Consider the following 16,950-nt stretch of genomic DNA (forward strand, 5'->3'; position numbering starts at 1 on the left):
GAAAGGAAAGTAGTTCTACAAAAAAAGCCCCATACTCTAAAGAGCATGGGGCTTTTTATTGTTAAACAACTTCATCAATGTGCAAGCGCTTTCTCTTTATGTTTCTTTAGTTGCCTTCTCAGTGCCTCTACCGCAGCATCTGCACCAGCTTCAAATGATCTTGCTTTCTCTTTAGAGAAAAACTGATTTTTTGGACCATTCAACTTAATTTCTACAATCTTATTTTCATTATTTCCGTCTTTCTCTACGCGTAGGAATACTTCACCATCGATGATTCGATCATAAAAAGTTTCAAGCTTGTCAACTTTCTTTTGAATGAAATCGAGCAGCTTACCGTCTGCGTCGAAGTGAATGGAATGCATCTGTAACTTCATGTTTGCACGTTTAAAGGTTATACATTAAGCTTTGGGGTGTGCCTGATCAAAGGCAGCCTTAAGCTTTTCTATCGAGTTATGGGTATAGACCTGCGTTGCAGCCAGGCTGGTGTGCCCTAGTAGATCTTTTACTGCATTTAGGTCTGCCCCTTTGTTTAATAAATGAGTTGCAAAAGTATGTCTCAGCACATGCGGACTTTTTTTGCTTAAAGTAGTTACCGCAGCTAAATACGTTTTTACTTTTCGGTAGATGAACATCGGATATAAAGATTCTCCGTTATCCGTCAAAAGTAAATTCGTCCCTGCCATACCCGCTTCATTTTTTAATTTTTGATAGGTAGCTATCAATTGTATTAACGAATTTCCAATTGGGATGATTCGCTCTTTGTTCCTTTTTCCAAGTACTCGTATCGTATTTTCAAAAGAATTAACATCTACCTCCTTTAAGCCCTGGAGCTCCGCTAACCGAATGCCGGTAGAATAAAAGAGCTCTAACAATAATCGATCTCTTTGACCAGAAAAATCTGATGAGAATTCAACCCTATCAAGCAAGTCTGTAATCTCATCTTCTTTAACAAAAGAGGGTAACTCTTTCTCCGTTTTCAACGGTTTGATTTGAGCGGTCGGGTTCGTTTCTATATACTCTCGTCCAAGCAGGAATTTATAGAAAGATTTTAGTGTGGCAATTTTTCGATTCACCGATCGGGGTGAAAGGCCCACATCCATCAATGAAACCACCCACCCTCTTATTTGAGGATGACGTACTTCTTTAGCATCATCGATTTCAAAATCGATCTTTAGAAAGTCGGTAAATTGTTGGAGGTCTTTCCTGTACGCTTCTACGGTGTGCTTGCTATAGCGCTTTTCAAAGGAAAGATATTTAAGAAAGGTCTCCACCATAAGTAGCTTCACCTCTGGAAATGAGATGAATACTAACTTATTAAAATCTTAGGTGAAGAAGAAGAAGAAGAAGTTATTTATTTTCTTCGTCTCGTATGTGCTGGATATATCGCGCTTTAATGATCTCTTCTCTTCTAGCTACTGAAGGCTTTTTGAAGTGAGTTCGCGATCTTAGCTCTCTAAGTACACCAGTTTTTTCGAATTTCTTCTTAAATCTTTTAAGCGCTCTGTCTATTGACTCGTTCTCTTTAACGTTGATTATTAACATTTCAGAATTTTTAATGGGCCGCAAATATAGCAGCTATTTTATTTCATTACAATTATTGATTCAATAAGGTTCTAGAAATTACAACCTTCTGAATTTCAGATGTTCCTTCTCCAATTGTACAAAGCTTGGCATCTCTATAGTACTTTTCTGCTGGATAGTCTTTAATATATCCATATCCTCCAAAAATTTGTACACCATCATTAGCTACTTCAACTGCAATTTCAGAAGAATACAACTTGGCCATCGCAGACTCTCTATTCACGCTCTTTCCTTGATTCTTCAATTCAGCAGCTTGATAGGTAAGTAGCTTAGCAGCTTCCACCTTTACTGCCATATCTGCAAGTTTGAAGGAGATTCCCTGAAAATTAACAATTGCCTTTCCAAACTGTTCCCGTTCTTGAGCGTAAGCCAAAGCAGCATTAAGGGCTCCTTCAGCAATACCGCATCCTAAGGCAGCAATAGAGATTCGGCCTCCATCCAGTACTTTTAGCGCCTGGACAAATCCATCACCTATTTCTCCTATCAGGTTTTCTGCGGGTATTCTGCACTCTTCAAAAATCATCTCAGAAGTCTCGGATGCGCGCATTCCCAACTTATCTTCTTTCCTCCCTTGCTTAAAGCCAGGATTAGTTCTTTCTACAATAAACGCACTGCCATTTCTTGATTTCCCCGGCTCTCCGGTTCTCGCAATGACAACAGCTACATTTCCAGAATTTCCGTGAGTAATGAAGTTTTTTGCTCCGTTTAGCACCCATTCATCTCCATCTTTTTCAGCTACCGTCTTCATATTGCCAGCGTCAGAGCCTGTATTTGGTTCGGTAAGACCCCAAGCTCCAATCCATTCACCAGATGCAAGTTTTGGTAAATACTTTTTCTTTTGCTCCTCGCTACCATGCTGCAGAATATGACCGGTACATAAAGAATTATGAGCTGCCATTGACAGCCCGATCGATCCATCTACCTTAGACAGTTCGATGATAGCTGTCGCATATTCATGGTAGCCAAAACCAGCGCCTCCATACTCCTGAGGTACAAGCACCCCCATAAGCCCAAGTTCTCCCATTTTATGAAAAAGATCTTTGGGGAACTCTTGAGATTCGTCCCATTTCATTTTATGTGGTTCAATTTCTTTCGTGCAAAAATCGCGAACCATCTGAGCGATCATCTCTTTATTTTCTTCGACTTCCTTGGGTGAGGTTAATGTTCCTGTTGACATACTTAATATTTTTGAACCGTTAAGGAAACGCAAAAATACTAATCTTGTTGGCTAAAAAATAGTCTAGTCGTGAATTGAATTCACGAACAAGCTATACTTTTGCGCGTCCTTTTAAATTAATCATTACTTATGAAAATAGCTGTTGTTGGAACTGGGTATGTAGGCCTAGTTACTGGAACTTGCTTTGCTGAAACGGGCAATCATGTTACCTGCATTGATATTGACGAGGAAAAAGTCAAAAAACTTAGCAATAGGCAGATAACAATATACGAGCCTGGACTAGAAGCTCTATTTGAAAGAAACATTCGAGAAGGTAGGCTTAAGTTCACCACCAATTTAAAGGAGGGAGTAAAAGGTGCCCAAATCATTTTTCTTGCTTTGCCAACTCCTCCCGGAGAGGATGGGTCTGCCGATCTTCAATACGTATTGAAAGTTGCGGAAGATCTCGGTCCTATGCTCGAAGAATTCACAGTAATTGTTGACAAGAGCACGGTTCCGGTGGGAACAGCCGAAAAAGTAACCGCAAAAGTGAAGGAGGGTGCTAAAGTTGATTTTGAAGTCGTTTCTAATCCGGAATTTTTAAGAGAAGGAGTGGCTGTTGACGATTTCATGAAGCCGGACAGGGTTGTAATTGGAGCAGAAGAGCCTCGCTCTATCAAACTCATGCAGAAGCTTTATACTCCGTTTGTTCGCCAAGGAAATCCAATAATTTTCATGGATGTACGATCTGCTGAGCTTACCAAATATGCCGCAAACTCATTCCTCGCCACTAAAATCACTTTCATGAATGAGATCGCAAACCTCTGTGAACTTATGGGTGCGGATGTAGACAAAGTGAGAAAAGGAATAGGAACAGACTCTAGAATTGGAAACCGGTTTTTATTCGCCGGCATTGGCTATGGTGGGAGCTGCTTTCCAAAAGATGTTCAAGCTTTAGCTAAATCATCCAATGAAGTCAATTACGATTTCAGAATTCTCAATTCAGTAATGGATGTCAATCAACATCAAAAACAAAAGCTGGTTGCCCCGCTTAATGCATACTTTGATGGAGATATTAAAGGAAAAACAATCGCTGTTTGGGGACTGGCATTTAAACCATACACGGATGATATCCGAGAAGCTCCTGCTTTAGAGAATATTCGAATACTCCTTGACAAAGGTGCCAATGTAAAGGCTTATGACCCTGAGGCCATGGAAAATGTGAAAGATGTTTTTGGGGATGCCATCTACTATGCAAATGATCAGTACGATGCGCTTACAGATGCCGATGCATTGATGGTGATGACCGAATGGCCAATTTTCCGCACACCAGAATTTGACAAGATGGCAGCTGCTTTGAAAAATAAAGTAATTTTTGATGGTCGAAACTTGTATGACCTTGAGCAGATACAAGAACTAGGGTTTGAGTATCATAGCGTTGGAAGAAGAATTGTAAAATAATTGCACTCACATTTAAAAAAGGCCCGGCTGAATCCGGGCCTTTTTTATTTCTGCTCGTTTAAGTTCCAATTGTAATCCATCCAATCAATATTGGCGTTCTTACTCAGCTGAGTAGGAGCATATTTATTTATATACTCAACGAGCGTCCCCTTCTTCTTGAAGTCTCCTCCGTACCAGTTGAACAGCTTAGATAGCGTTGCCTTATTGGAACTTTTAAAGTTGTTTTTATCAGGATTCCCCAAAAAGTCTTTTGCTGCTTTTGTAAGTTGTTCATCTAACTTTTCCGGAACGTATGCACGATTCTGAAGCTTGGGGCACGAAACTGCAGCACATACCAAGGCAAAGTGAATTCTTGGCTCCTCAAATTCTTTTCGAATAATTCCGTGTTCGATATTGTTGAGGTCATACTCTTTACCTCCAATATTGATGAATTTAATGTCCCAGGCAGTGCTTACGAAAGGTATTTTAATGGTTGACCCAATGTCTTTTATACTCTTCACTGGATAATGCTCTAAGATTAAATCAAGTGTATAAGCATTATACGCATTGATCCAATAAGCAAGCTTTTGATCTCTTGTCCATGACTTTTGAGGCGCATTGCTTTCCAACATAGATAGGTAAGATTTAAGGGAGGATCTATCCGCTTGCAAGCCTTTATAGTTGACCATGCCTTGTTCATCGACATATTCTTGTAGCAGTTGATCAAACTGGGTGTGAGACACACGGGACTGGCCGAAAAGCGATACTGATAGTAGAATTGATGTAAAAAAAATTGTGAACTTATTCATATGATTTAAATTGTCGGATTAACACTAACCAGAACGTACAACTTGGCTGATTGATTCGAGCTCGATTAAATATAGTGTAACAACCATTACAAGATGTACGCCAAAAGACAAACATTTGGATTCAATTAGACCAACAAAAAGTCAATAATGGCTGTTGCAGTCTTTTTGGGATGAGAATAGCAGGCCAAGATATAACGTCAGCATGCCAGAACAGAATTGTTAGGATGTTTGCGCATCTAGGAGAGTAGCCAATTCTTTACCATACCCTATAAACGCAAGTGTTTCATCAGTCCGTGCCAGTTTAATTTTGTTAAAAATGAGTAGTGCCTCACCATTGCTTTCTAAATGATGAATTTGATGATTTTCGAAAAAACGAATGATTTCATCTGTGAAAAATGATCGAATCTCAGATTCATTATTCCCCTTAAGAAGGAATTTCTTAGAAAAATCCGGATATATGTCAAAATCAATGTCTTTATACCCTGAAAAAGCCATTACTCGATCAAATATTCTTTCAAATACTCCTTCTTTTTCCATGGTGAAAACCGGTATGTTTTTATTCAATTTTAAAACCATGAGTGTTGTATTGAACGTCTCCGCTGTAAAAGCATGGCCCTCATTAAAGGTTACATCGGCAATTTCCCAGGATACATCCAAATCATCATAGGTTCCTTTGAGCGTATTGGTTTTTCCTTCAATAGGCCTAATTTCAAAAAAGTGGAATTTCTGTAGATAAATCGTATTCCAATCCATTTGGCTACTGAATTGATAATCTTTCTTAGTTGCTAGATTTCGTAATCGTTTTTGCCTTTGCGATAATTTAGCAGAACTGGTCAAGCTAAGTTTTAACGCCCTATTATATCCGGAGGATGAAACATGCGAATCCAATCCTGTGATAAAGACTTTGCCTCCCGTTTCTCTTTGCATCTTTAAGAATTCCACCAGGTAATCCATATAGGTCATGCCCACCAATCTTGTTTCTGATAAATCAATATTGACGTCTGCACCTGAAGGAATTTGAGCAGCTAATTTGTCGATATTCAATATGCCTAAGAAATTTGCAATCCCCCTAATTTTCAAATCAAAACCGCCATCTGGTCGCTTTATCAATTTTGTGCGTGATTGATAAATCATTCTAAAAAATTGAGCAATGGACATCCTCGCCAATAACATATGGGTAACGAGTGCCAATAATGATCCACCAAGCAAACCAATTAATAAGTTGGTATATAAGGTCATGATCATCGTGCCAATAAAGAAGATGAGTTGTTCAGTTCCCTGATCATACGCTTGTTTGAAGACTGCAGGGGATGCTAGTTTAAATCCAGTATAAACGAGTAGAATAGCAAAAGCACATAATGGGACCTGGCTCATGATTGGGCTCAATAGCACAATAAAAAGCAGCAGTAATAGCCCCTGATACAAATTAGACCACTTGGTCTTCGCCCCATTATGGATATTGACCGTACTTCGAATAATCACAGCAATGATTGGCAAACCTCCAATGAAACCAGCTGCCATTGTACTCAATCCAATGCCTGTCAGATCTTTATTCAAATCCGTCTTTCGCTTATAAGGGTCAATTTTGTCAACGGCTTTCGCAATGGCTAAGGATTCAATACTTGTGATTATCAAAATGGAAAAGACGGTTGTCCAGAATTCCAGCGTGTCAACTTTACTGAAGTTGGGATGCATAATTGAATCCTTGAAGGAGTCGGGAATGTCCAGCAACAGATGAGGGCCAACCTCATAAGCTTTACCGAGGAATGAAAGTGTGTGTGGGTCAAAGAAATTGAAAGCATAAGCAAATGGAATGGATAGAGCGATAACCCACATCGGGGCAGGCAAAAAATGAAAAAACCGGTTACTAATTTTGGAATGAAACAATAATAGAAATAAGCCCACCAAAGAAATAATCAACACAAAAGGATTGACTTGAGGTAAGTATACAATGGCATCAATGAGGTTTTGGATAATGCTTGGGCTATCAGATTGAGTACCCATCGCCACATGGATCTGTTTTGCAACTATGATGATCCCAATGGCCGCCAAAATGCCGTGAATGACAGAAGTATGGAAGATATCTGCCAGTCGGCCCAATTTCAATAGTCCCAAAACAGCTTGAATGGCACCTGAAACAACCACTGCTGCCAATATATAATTAAAGGCCTGGCCCGAACCATCATCCATCAATACAATACCCAAAAGGATCACCCCAATCACTCCCTTTGCCGGTCCGTTAACGGATACATGCCCCCCCCGATAAAAGGTAGTGACCACACCACCAACAATTGCTGAAATGATCCCCGCCATGGCAGGCGCCCCTGCGGCCAAAGCAATACCCAATGAAAGAGGCAAAGCAATAAGCGCTACACTCACCGCAGCGATCAAATCGCTTTGCCAATTTTCAATTAATCCTTGAAAGCCTTTTTTAGGTACAGTTTCCATTTATTCAGTATCCTATGGTTTGTAAAATAATAACCGATTCACATAAAGTAGCGAATATTCGCAACTATTAGAAAAGAGCGGAAAACTGATTTGAATCAGAAGAATGAACTCAGAAACCCCTAATACCAATCCTGATTAAGGAGCAATCAAAGTTTTGAACAAACTTCAGTTGAAATGGATGCGTGACAAAATTAGAAGTAGGTAGGCAAAAGAAAATAGCTAAACCTATCTTTGCGGGCTATGAGCAATACACCTGACGGAGGATCACTTAAAAACATTGTTTCTCACTGCAAAGAGTATGGATTTATCTATCCATCGAGTGACATTTATGATGGCTTAGGAGCTACCTATGATTATGGCCCAAACGGATCGGAGCTTAAGAACAACATCAAAGAATACTGGTGGCAGGCAATGGTGCGAATGCATGAAAATATTGTAGGTATAGATGCTGCAATCTTTATGCACCCCACTACCTGGAAAGCTTCCGGCCATGTTGATGCTTTCAATGATCCATTAATTGACAATAAAGACTCTAAGAAACGCTATCGAGCCGATGTATTAGTCGAAGATTATATCGCCAAGGTGGAAGGTAAGATTGCCAAAGAAGTCACAAAAGCTGCCAAGCGTTTTGGTGATTCGTTTGATGAAGGTCAGTTCGTCTCCACAAACCCACGAGTGGTTGGTTACAAAGAAAAAATTAAGGCAATTGAGGAACGTCTTGGCACTGCGCTTGGGTCAGGGGACTTAACAGATGTAAAGGCACTGATCGAGGAACTTGAAATAGCCGATCCCGTATCTGGTTCGAAAAACTGGACAGATGTACGTCAATTCAATTTGATGTTTTCTACGGAAATGGGATCGTTGGCTGAGGGTGCAGATAAAATCTACCTGAGACCTGAAACTGCCCAGGGTATTTTCGTGAATTATCTCAATGTTCAAAAGACGGCTCGGATGAAGCCCCCATTCGGAATCGCACAAATAGGGAAAGCTTTCCGGAATGAAATCATTGCACGTCAATTCATTTTTAGAATGCGTGAATTTGAGCAAATGGAAATGCAATTCTTTGTAAAGCCCGGCACTGAGATGGAATGGTACGAGCACTGGAAGCAGAAAAGAATCAACTGGCATAAGGCTTTAGGACTGGGAGAAGACAATTACCGCTTTCATGATCACATAAGTCTTGCTCACTATGCCAATGCTGCCTCTGATATAGAATTCAACTTCCCGATGGGCTTTAAGGAGTTGGAGGGCATTCACTCCCGAACTGACTTTGATCTGAAGTCTCATGAAGAACATTCTGGTAAGAAACTTCAATTTTTTGATCAGAATACTAATGAAAGCTATGTCCCATACGTGGTTGAAACGTCCATTGGTTTGGATAGGATGTTTCTTGCGGTGATGTCCGCAGCATATGTAGAAGAAAAACTGGAAGATGGAAGCGAACGTACCGTGCTTCGAATTCCACCAGCTCTGGCGCCCAACAAAGTCGCAATACTTCCATTGGTGAATAAGGATGGTCTCCCAGAAAAGGCTGAGGATATTCTTAACGAAATCCGGTTTGACTTCTCATTCCAGTATGACGTGAAAGATGCCATTGGAAGAAGGTATCGAAGGCAAGATGCCATTGGCACACCTTACTGTGTGACCATTGACCATCAAACCTTGGAAGACAACACCGTCACCATACGTGAGCGTGATAGCATGAGCCAAGAGCGAGTATCTGTTGCTGAGCTGATTCAGAAGCTACACGATAAGGTTGACATGAAGAACTTGCTAAAAATGCAATGATCATCTTCATTCTCTTTATTGGATTCTTGGCATTCATGATTTTGAGTATTTTCAAAGATTTATTCATGTATTTTCTGCTTGAAGCCAAGTCGCACTTTTCACCCTATTTTTTTGATGAAAAGCATGTCGCCTATTTAGAGAAACATTTCGTGTACTATCAAAAACTCCCTCCTAAATCAAAGGAAATTTTCGTCAAAAAAGTAGCCAGATTTATGTCAAGCAAGGAGTTTATAGCTAGACAAATGCAGTCGGTTTCAGACGAAATGAAAGTCTTGATTTCTGCTTCTGCAGCACAACTTACTTTTGGCTTTAAAGGGATCACTTTCCCTTATTTCTACAAAATCTTTGTCTTCCCAGAAAGCTTTTATAATCACACCAATCAAGCGTATCATAAAGGTGAGGTAAACCCGCGACTGAAAGCAATTGCTTTATCATGGAAAGACTTTGTGGAAGGCTATTTGGAAGAAGATGGCCGAAATCTTGGCTTGCATGAAATGGCTCATGCGTTGAGGTTGGAAAACAGAATCATCAATGAAGAGCATGGGTTCTTAGAAGAGTGGGTGCTTAAGGAATGGGAAGTCCATGCTCGGCAAACCATGAAGGAAATCATCGATGGGCAAGAAACTTTCTTTAGAAAGTATGGAGGCGTGAACAACGAAGAGTTTTTTGCAGTAGCTGTTGAAAATTTCTTTGAGCGTCCCGAAGAATTCCTACAAAAGCATCCTAAGACATTTCATACGATGTGTCGCTTGCTTCGTCAAAATCCACTATTGCTAGAAAACACCTAATTTTTCAACATGAATTGGCTTCAACTTCTTTCGCATAAACGTCCCGGAGAAATAAAAAATGTTGCTCACGATCAAACCAGAAGTCGATTTGAGCAAGATTTCGATCGCATCATTTTTTCGCATCCATTCAGAAAACTGCAAGACAAAACACAGGTTTTCCCTTTACCGGAGGATGATTTCGTTCATACACGTCTGACGCACAGTTTGGAAGTATCGGTGGTGGGACGTTCGCTGGCAAAAAACGCTGGGACCTTTCTACTGGAAAAGTACCCAGAACTCATAAAGGCGGGCTACACCACGCATGATTTTGGAGGCATCGTTGGAGCAGCATGTCTGGCACATGATCTAGGCAATCCACCATTTGGACACTCTGGAGAAGATAGTATTTCGTCATTCTTTTTGACGAACAATAAAGGTCAGTTTTTCAAGAACAAAGTATCTGATCAGGAGTGGAAAGACTTGACCACTTTTGAGGGCAACGCTCAGGGTCTCCGGATTTTGAACAGCCAAGGTATTGGGGGGTTGAAGTTGACTTATGCCACACTTGGTGCGTTTACGAAGTATCCGCTTTCCTCCTCTTGCGAGAAAGAGAAAAAAAGGAAAAGTCAAAGGAAATTTGGCTACTATCAGTGCAATTCAAACTTGTTCAATGAAATGGCCAATGAAATGGCACTTGTTTCTTTGGGCGGTTCCAAATGGTGCAGGCATCCTTTGGCATTTCTTGTAGAAGCGGCAGACGATATCTGCTATCACATCATTGACCTTGAAGATGGATGCAGGTTAGGGTTGGTGCCATTCGATCAAGTTAAAGATTTGCTAGCTGAGATTATCGGCGACTCATATTCTGAAGAGAAAGTTCAAAAAATCGAATCGCAAAACGAGAAGTTGGGAACTCTTAGAGCTTTGGCTATCGGTAAATTAATTCAAGAATGTTCTGACGCATTCATCGCAAATGAAGAAGCGATGCTTGCGGGATCTTTTGATACAGACCTGACCGGCCTCATTCCTTCTGCTCCTGCAATGAAAAAGATCATAAAGCTTTCTATTGATAAAATCTATCGCTCCAAACTTGTACTGGAAAAGGAAGCTGGAGGCTATGAAGTCATTGATAATTTGATTGAGGCCTTTGCTACATCAGTCTACGCAAATAAGTTTGATCAGCCTCTCCCAAAACATAAATCAATATTGCGATTGCTCCCGGAAGAGTACGAAGTTCAGTTAAAAGGCATCGATTCAGTATATGAGGCCTTACAAATCGTCATAGATTTCATCAGCGGACTAACCGACTCTCATGCTGTAAGACTTTATAAAACTATTAAGGGGTATCGCCTACCTGTTTAGTCATCTACAGACTTTCCATCCTCATCCAGAATCTCCCAAAACAAAAGATAGCTGGCGGTACTGTCTCTTTCCAGTAATGTCATGGATGTTGAATACTTGCCTATGGTATCATCTACCTTAAACTTAAAAACACCCAACTTATCGTTTAAGCTCACAAAATCATAATCCCAAACTTCGATCTCATTCCATCCTTCAGCTACTTCCAATATCAGGTTTACTTCTTCCACATCTCCGGTATCTACTCGATGGTATTTTTCGCCTTCCGGCCAAATCTTGTGTCCATCCATTTTCAGATACATTTCATCTTTGTCTATCTCATCTGGAGTGGTGCATTGCACGGATTTGATTCGAATTTTAGGCATAGCTTTTAATTTTATAAAATTAAAAGTACTCACATATCATAAAAAAAACGACCCTTACGGGTCGTCTCTTTGCAAAAGCCATAGCTTCTGCTGCCTTAGTTTACCTTAATCATGCGATGAATTTCTTTGTCATCTTTTACTGTTATTTCCACTAGATAGCTGCCAGCTGCCAAGTCTGATACATCCATCTTTTTATTTACTTTTTTTGATATTTTTCTTATTCTTCCATCCATGGAAAAAATTCTAACTGAAAAGATTTCGGGAATATCAAAATAGAGGTAGTCAGCAGTTGGGTTAGGATATAGCTTTATGCTATTTTCTTCATCTCCGATGGCCAGTGGAGTGGCTACATTAAAGGTTATCGATGACGATGCTGAATTCCTGTTTATGTCTCCCAATTGGGATACTGTTACGGTCACCAGGCCCTCTGTTCCATCCAAAGTTATTGTGGTACCAACTATGGTGGCAGGTCCGCTCACTTCATAGCTAAGATCCAAGCCAGAATTTACACTCGCTATCACATCAAAAGGATTGGCACTTGGTTCTTTATCCTCGATTGCTTCTATGCTAATTATTTGGTCAGCCTTCTCTATCAGCAAAGTTCCGTTAATCAATGAAAGTACATAGTTGTTCGCCATTCCACCAGATAAAACAATATCGTAGGTTCCTGCATCACTGGTACTGGTAGCCACTGTACTTATGACGGGTTCTTCTATTAAAACAGAAGCATCTTCTCCATTGCCAAAACCACTGTAACTGAATTCTAAAGATGGTATGGCATCCCCGTAAGTGATGGTTTGATCGGTGGCTGAAATGGTAAGCGTCGCTGGGTTTACGGTAAAGGTTTGCTGCGCGGACGCTTCATGATACGTTGCGTCACCCGATTGAAAAGCCTCTATCATGATCGTTCCCACTCCTGTGATTGTCAGAGTGTTTCCAGATAAAGATGCCGGGCCATCCAGCAAGTTGAAACTTACAGGCAATCCAGCATCGGATGTGGCCAAAAGTGTAAATGGTGCATCTCCATACTGCTTATCTGAAACTGTAAATGATATGACTTGTGGAGTCTTATCAACAATAGTGACTGTCGCTTGCCCAATCCCGACATTACCATTAGCATCTTCTACAGACAATGTGACTGTATTGGCTCCAACATCAGATTGATTGAATGAAGAGATATCTAAAGACATAACCAAACCCAACTGGGAGGTACAGTTATCGTTTGAGCCGTTATCTATCTCGGATGCTGAAATTGCGGCGCTTCCACTATCATCCAAAAAAACGGAAATATCTCGCGTTACTACCATTGGAACAAGTAGATCGACAACTGTTATGGTGGCGCTTTCGGTTGTCTGATTCCCAGATTCATCCGTCACTGTAATGTTTACCGTATTGGCTCCAAGATCAGAGCAATTGAATGTGGACACATCAAGGCCTAAAGTAAGATTTGCTGCTGCCCTGCAATTATCATTTGACCCATTATTAACTTGAGTTGCATCGATTGTTGCGTTGCCAGTTGCGTCGAGCTCCAGTGTAATATCTTGTGTAATTGCGATGGGTGATAGGTTATCAACCACAGTCACCTGAGCTGTTTCTGTACTTTGGTTTCCAGATTCATCCTCTACAGTAAATGAAATGGCATTAGCTCCAAGATCCGCGCATGTAAAAGTGTGTTTATCCAAACTAAAAATCAGGTTAGCTTCCGAAGTACACAGATCAGAAGAGCCATCATTGATGTCACCAGCATTAATGGATGCATTGCCAGAAGCGTCAAGAGGAACAGTGATATTCTGAGTTGACACGGTCGGTCTTAGATTGTCTTCTACTGTTACGGTCGCTGAGGTTGATGATTGGTTTCCTGCTTCATCCTCTACGGTAAGCATAACGGTATTCGCACCAAGGTCAGCACATGAAAATGAGGTTTTGTCTAGACTTAGCTGAAGGTTTTGAGTGATCGAGCAATTGTCTGAAGATCCATTGTCAACACTTGAGGCAGCAAGCGTCGCATTCCCTGCGGCATCAAGCTGAATGGTCAAGTCTTGAGCTACGGCGGTTGGATCTATGTTGTCTTCTAATGCCACACTGACTTCCATGCTCATTTCCATCTGGCAGCCAGGGGTGTTATCGCTCCGCCAATCTGTAGCGGGATCCATATTTGTAAGTGTGCCGTTCAGGGACAGGGTAGATGCGTCAGTCAAGACACTTCCTGCCGCATCTCCAAATTGATAATGCCCAACAACATTCGGTTCTGTTCCAGCCATGCTGCTACCCATACTCGTCTGTATCGCTGATTGATCCAGGGCGCTATTCCAAATGGACAATTCATCGATCGATCCATCAAAATAAAGTCCGTTGTAGAAGCCAATGATGAGGTCTGTAGTAGAAGCTAATGTTGTTCCGGTAGCGTTGGTCGTCGAGTTTTCAAGCTCTCCGTCAACATAGATTTCCCATACACCCGTACTGACATCTATTACCCCAGCAACATAATGCCATTCATTGTCATTGATTGATGTTGTGGAAAAACCGGAGGATTTGTATCCAGCTCCATCGGCACCATCAATAGCAACATTACCCCCATTTAAGTATAAGATGACTCCACTAGTCCCACTAAAGTTTGAAGCAATGATTTGGGTTCCCGTGCCAGAGGATTTAATCCAGGTTGCCACCGTAATTTCTGTGACTATGCCCCTGTTACCATTTCCTGTATTCACAAAATCATCTGAACCATCAAAATCCAGCACGGTTCTCGTGATTCCTTCTGATTCCGCTAAGACATTGAAAGTTGTTGTTGAGCTCAGAACGCCAGAACTAAAATTTAATGCTGATCCTGTCCCTGGAATTGGGCCATCCAAGATCGCATCATCGCTACTATTTCTAAGAAAATAGTTGACCCCTACGACTGAGCTGGCAATAGAAACGGTTGTGGAAGGAGTACCTGAAGCGCATAAGCTTGCATCAGCAATTGTCACAGTTTCGTCGTTGATAGAAGAAGTAACGGTAACTGTAGCGGTTGCGGTTGTTGTGTTTCCTGCTTCGTCCTCAACGGTGAGAACGACACTATTTGACCCAATGTCATCACATGTAAAAACTGTTTTGTCCAATGACAAAATCAAGTTGGGAGCCGATGTACAATTGTCTGACGATCCGTTATTAATGTCAGCAATTGTCAGGGTTGCATCCGGAAGATTATTTAAAGGAAGTGTGAAATCTTGAGCCACGGCTATAGGAGGTGTTTGATCACCTATTGTTACTTCTGTTGACATTTGATATTCACATACTTTTTCCGCACAAGATGGACTGATTACCTGAATCCAATCGGTGGCTCCATCCATATTTGTCAATGCTCCATCAATTGCGGATACTGATTGATCTGTTAGGGTCGTTCCAGAGCCATCTTCGAAAATATAATGTCCCACGATTCCGGTCTCAGATCCGGTTAGACATGCATTGTAATTGGAAAGAATTGTGGATGCATCAAGTTCCGTATTCCAAATGGTTGCCTGATCTATCGAACCTGCAAAATAAATAGCAGACTGTGCTCCAAAGTAAAGATTTGCTGTGGATGCAAGTGTAGTAGCCGCAGCATGTGTAGCTCCGTTTTCTTGAACTCCATCTACATAGATTCTCCAATTACCTGTTGTCACATTAATCGTTCCAACGACATAATGCCATTCATTGTCGTTTATTGCAGTGGTTGAAACTCCAGAAGAGCGATAGCTTCCGCTCCCATCTCTGCCATCTAGCTTCACATTTCCATTCGCATCCATGAATAGCAAGAATCCATTGGTGCCATCATACTTGGCGATCAAGAAACCAGCGGCTGTGGCAGTCGTCTTCACCCAGCTCGCTAAAGTAATTTGCGCTGCAATCCCCCTGTTATCCGTTCCAAAATTCACATAGTCGTCAATTCCGTCAAATTCAAGCGCCGATTGCGTAGCTGTCCGCACTTTTTCTGTGAGTACGTTAAATGTGGTGGTCTCACTCAAATTGCCTGTAGCGAAATCTATTGCATTTCCTGTTCCAGCATAGGGTCCATCAACGATGGTGTTTGTAGCACTGTTTCTAAGAGAATAGTTAAATCCAAGTTGCGAACTTCCTGTTGATATCGTGGTGCCGGTGCTTCCATCCGTACAAAAATCAGCCACCAATGGTGTAACAGATTCATCGACCACCACAGATGTAACCGTCACAGTAACGTCCGTTGACGAAACGTTTCCACTTGCATCTTCCACTGACAAGGTCACAATGTTGTCTCCCGTATCTTCACACCTGAACGTGGTTTTTGAAAGCGTCTTAACCAAGGATCCGCTGCAATTGTCTGACGATCCATTATCTATCATTGACGCGTTGATTATTCCCAGACCTGTATTCGCATCAACATTCACGGCAATATTTTGTCCTGTTGCTATAGGTGCTATATTATCTTCAACTGTTATCGGCACTGAAAGAACTCCTATCGTATTTCCGAGATAAGTTGCCGTTAGGTTTACATTATTCACCCCTATATCTGCACAGGTAAAAGCGGAGGCGTCTAAGCTCAGGCTCGTTATCGGATTACCACAAGTTGTCACTGAACTCAAGTTGATATCTGCAACAGTAATGTTAGCATTTCCAGCCGCATCGAGAGCCACTGATATGTCCTCGTTTACATTGAAAACAGCAAATTCATTGATTGGGCAACCACTCGTGTAGGTAAGGTCCTCAATCGCAACATTTGCATTGGCGTAAACACCTTTTGTAACCAAAATCGCAACATATTGATAATCCCCTTGATAGGAGGAAAAATCGATTGTTCGACTACTGTAAACACTGCTGTTTATTACGCCATTGGCTATTTCTATGAATGAGCCTCCATCTGACGGACTTGACATAACGCCCACTTGCCAAGTTCCTAAACCCGTAATATCGAAAGAGAGCATCCCGTTCCCATTATATACTCTTGGAAGCACCGCAAGAGAGCCGATGTGTTTCGGAATCATTCGTAAAACTCCACCGGAGACCCCAGTAAAGTTTGCTGCTAAATTATTTGTTGCAGTAAAGCTCCAGCAGCTAACAGGAGCATTGAAATCTTCAGTAATGCTTTGACTTGCAATGTTACACTGGCTGAAAGCGGAAAAAGAACAGATAAATGAGATGATTGCGAATAGTCGTATTTTTTTCATGACGGTGCTGTTTGGTAGATTAAAATCAGCACCAAAAATGGAATTAGGGGTATGCAGTTTCTTATATCAACTTCC

Annotated in this window: 12 protein-coding genes; 4 read left to right on the forward strand and 8 right to left on the reverse strand. The window is 41.2% G+C overall.

Annotated features, from left to right (window positions below):
- Positions 1-74: 74 nt before the first annotated feature.
- The 4 genes from hpf to ABJF57_RS02780 all read right to left on the reverse strand — a co-directional run bounded on the left by hpf (position 75) and on the right by ABJF57_RS02780 (position 2,758).
- On the reverse strand, positions 75-374 hold the full coding sequence (gene hpf / locus ABJF57_RS02765; RefSeq protein WP_462231467.1) for a ribosome hibernation-promoting factor, HPF/YfiA family: 300 nt from the start codon (positions 372-374) through the stop codon (positions 75-77).
- Positions 375-398: 24 nt separating this feature from the next.
- Complete coding sequence (locus ABJF57_RS02770; RefSeq protein ID WP_462231465.1) at positions 399-1,286, reverse strand: tyrosine-type recombinase/integrase; 888 nt, start codon at positions 1,284-1,286, stop codon at positions 399-401.
- 61 nt (positions 1,287-1,347) lie between these two features.
- Positions 1,348-1,542 carry a 30S ribosomal protein S21 gene (rpsU, locus tag ABJF57_RS02775; protein ID WP_462231463.1) on the reverse strand — a complete coding sequence of 65 codons (195 nt, stop codon included), beginning with the start codon at positions 1,540-1,542 and terminating at the stop codon, positions 1,348-1,350.
- Between the two features lie 52 nt (positions 1,543-1,594).
- Positions 1,595-2,758 (reverse strand): acyl-CoA dehydrogenase family protein, encoded by a 1,164-nt coding sequence (locus ABJF57_RS02780; RefSeq protein WP_462231461.1) that lies wholly within the window; start codon positions 2,756-2,758, stop codon positions 1,595-1,597.
- Positions 2,759-2,887: 129 nt separating this feature from the next.
- Between ABJF57_RS02780 and ABJF57_RS02785 the strand changes: the two genes are divergently transcribed.
- Positions 2,888-4,198: a UDP-glucose dehydrogenase family protein gene (locus ABJF57_RS02785; protein WP_462231459.1), complete on the forward strand. Its 1,311-nt coding sequence runs from the start codon at positions 2,888-2,890 to the stop codon at positions 4,196-4,198.
- 44 nt (positions 4,199-4,242) lie between these two features.
- On the opposite strand, the gene ABJF57_RS02790 is transcribed toward ABJF57_RS02785, so the two are convergent.
- Positions 4,243-4,986: a DUF547 domain-containing protein gene (locus ABJF57_RS02790; protein ID WP_462231457.1), complete on the reverse strand. Its 744-nt coding sequence runs from the start codon at positions 4,984-4,986 to the stop codon at positions 4,243-4,245.
- 219 nt (positions 4,987-5,205) lie between these two features.
- Complete coding sequence (locus ABJF57_RS02795; protein WP_462231455.1) at positions 5,206-7,434, reverse strand: SulP family inorganic anion transporter; 2,229 nt, start codon at positions 7,432-7,434, stop codon at positions 5,206-5,208.
- A gap of 240 nt (positions 7,435-7,674) precedes the next feature.
- Here ABJF57_RS02795 and ABJF57_RS02800 point away from each other — a divergent pair, with 240 nt between their 5' ends.
- From ABJF57_RS02800 to ABJF57_RS02810, 3 genes are read left to right on the forward strand one after another with little or no spacing between them, the layout of a single operon-like run.
- Positions 7,675-9,222 (forward strand): glycine--tRNA ligase, encoded by a 1,548-nt coding sequence (locus ABJF57_RS02800; RefSeq protein WP_462231453.1) that lies wholly within the window; start codon positions 7,675-7,677, stop codon positions 9,220-9,222.
- Positions 9,219-10,010, forward strand: coding sequence for a zinc-dependent peptidase (locus ABJF57_RS02805; RefSeq protein WP_462231451.1), 792 nt, complete (start codon positions 9,219-9,221; stop codon positions 10,008-10,010). Before ABJF57_RS02800 ends, ABJF57_RS02805 begins: the two co-directional genes overlap by 4 nt.
- 9 nt (positions 10,011-10,019) lie before the next feature.
- Positions 10,020-11,351 (forward strand): deoxyguanosinetriphosphate triphosphohydrolase, encoded by a 1,332-nt coding sequence (locus tag ABJF57_RS02810; protein WP_462231449.1) that lies wholly within the window; start codon positions 10,020-10,022, stop codon positions 11,349-11,351.
- Here the strand turns inward: ABJF57_RS02810 and ABJF57_RS02815 are convergent.
- Positions 11,348-11,713: a hypothetical protein gene (locus ABJF57_RS02815; protein WP_462231447.1), complete on the reverse strand. Its 366-nt coding sequence runs from the start codon at positions 11,711-11,713 to the stop codon at positions 11,348-11,350. The two genes, ABJF57_RS02810 and ABJF57_RS02815, sit on opposite strands and share 4 nt — an antisense overlap.
- Before the next feature lie 95 nt (positions 11,714-11,808).
- Entirely contained in the window at positions 11,809-16,875 is a 5,067-nt protein-coding gene (locus ABJF57_RS02820) for a LamG-like jellyroll fold domain-containing protein (protein WP_462231445.1), read from the reverse strand.
- Between the last annotated feature and the right edge of the window lie 75 nt (positions 16,876-16,950).

Source organism: Ekhidna sp. (assembly GCF_039940915.1).
Lineage (GTDB): Bacteria > Bacteroidota > Bacteroidia > Cytophagales > Cyclobacteriaceae > Ekhidna.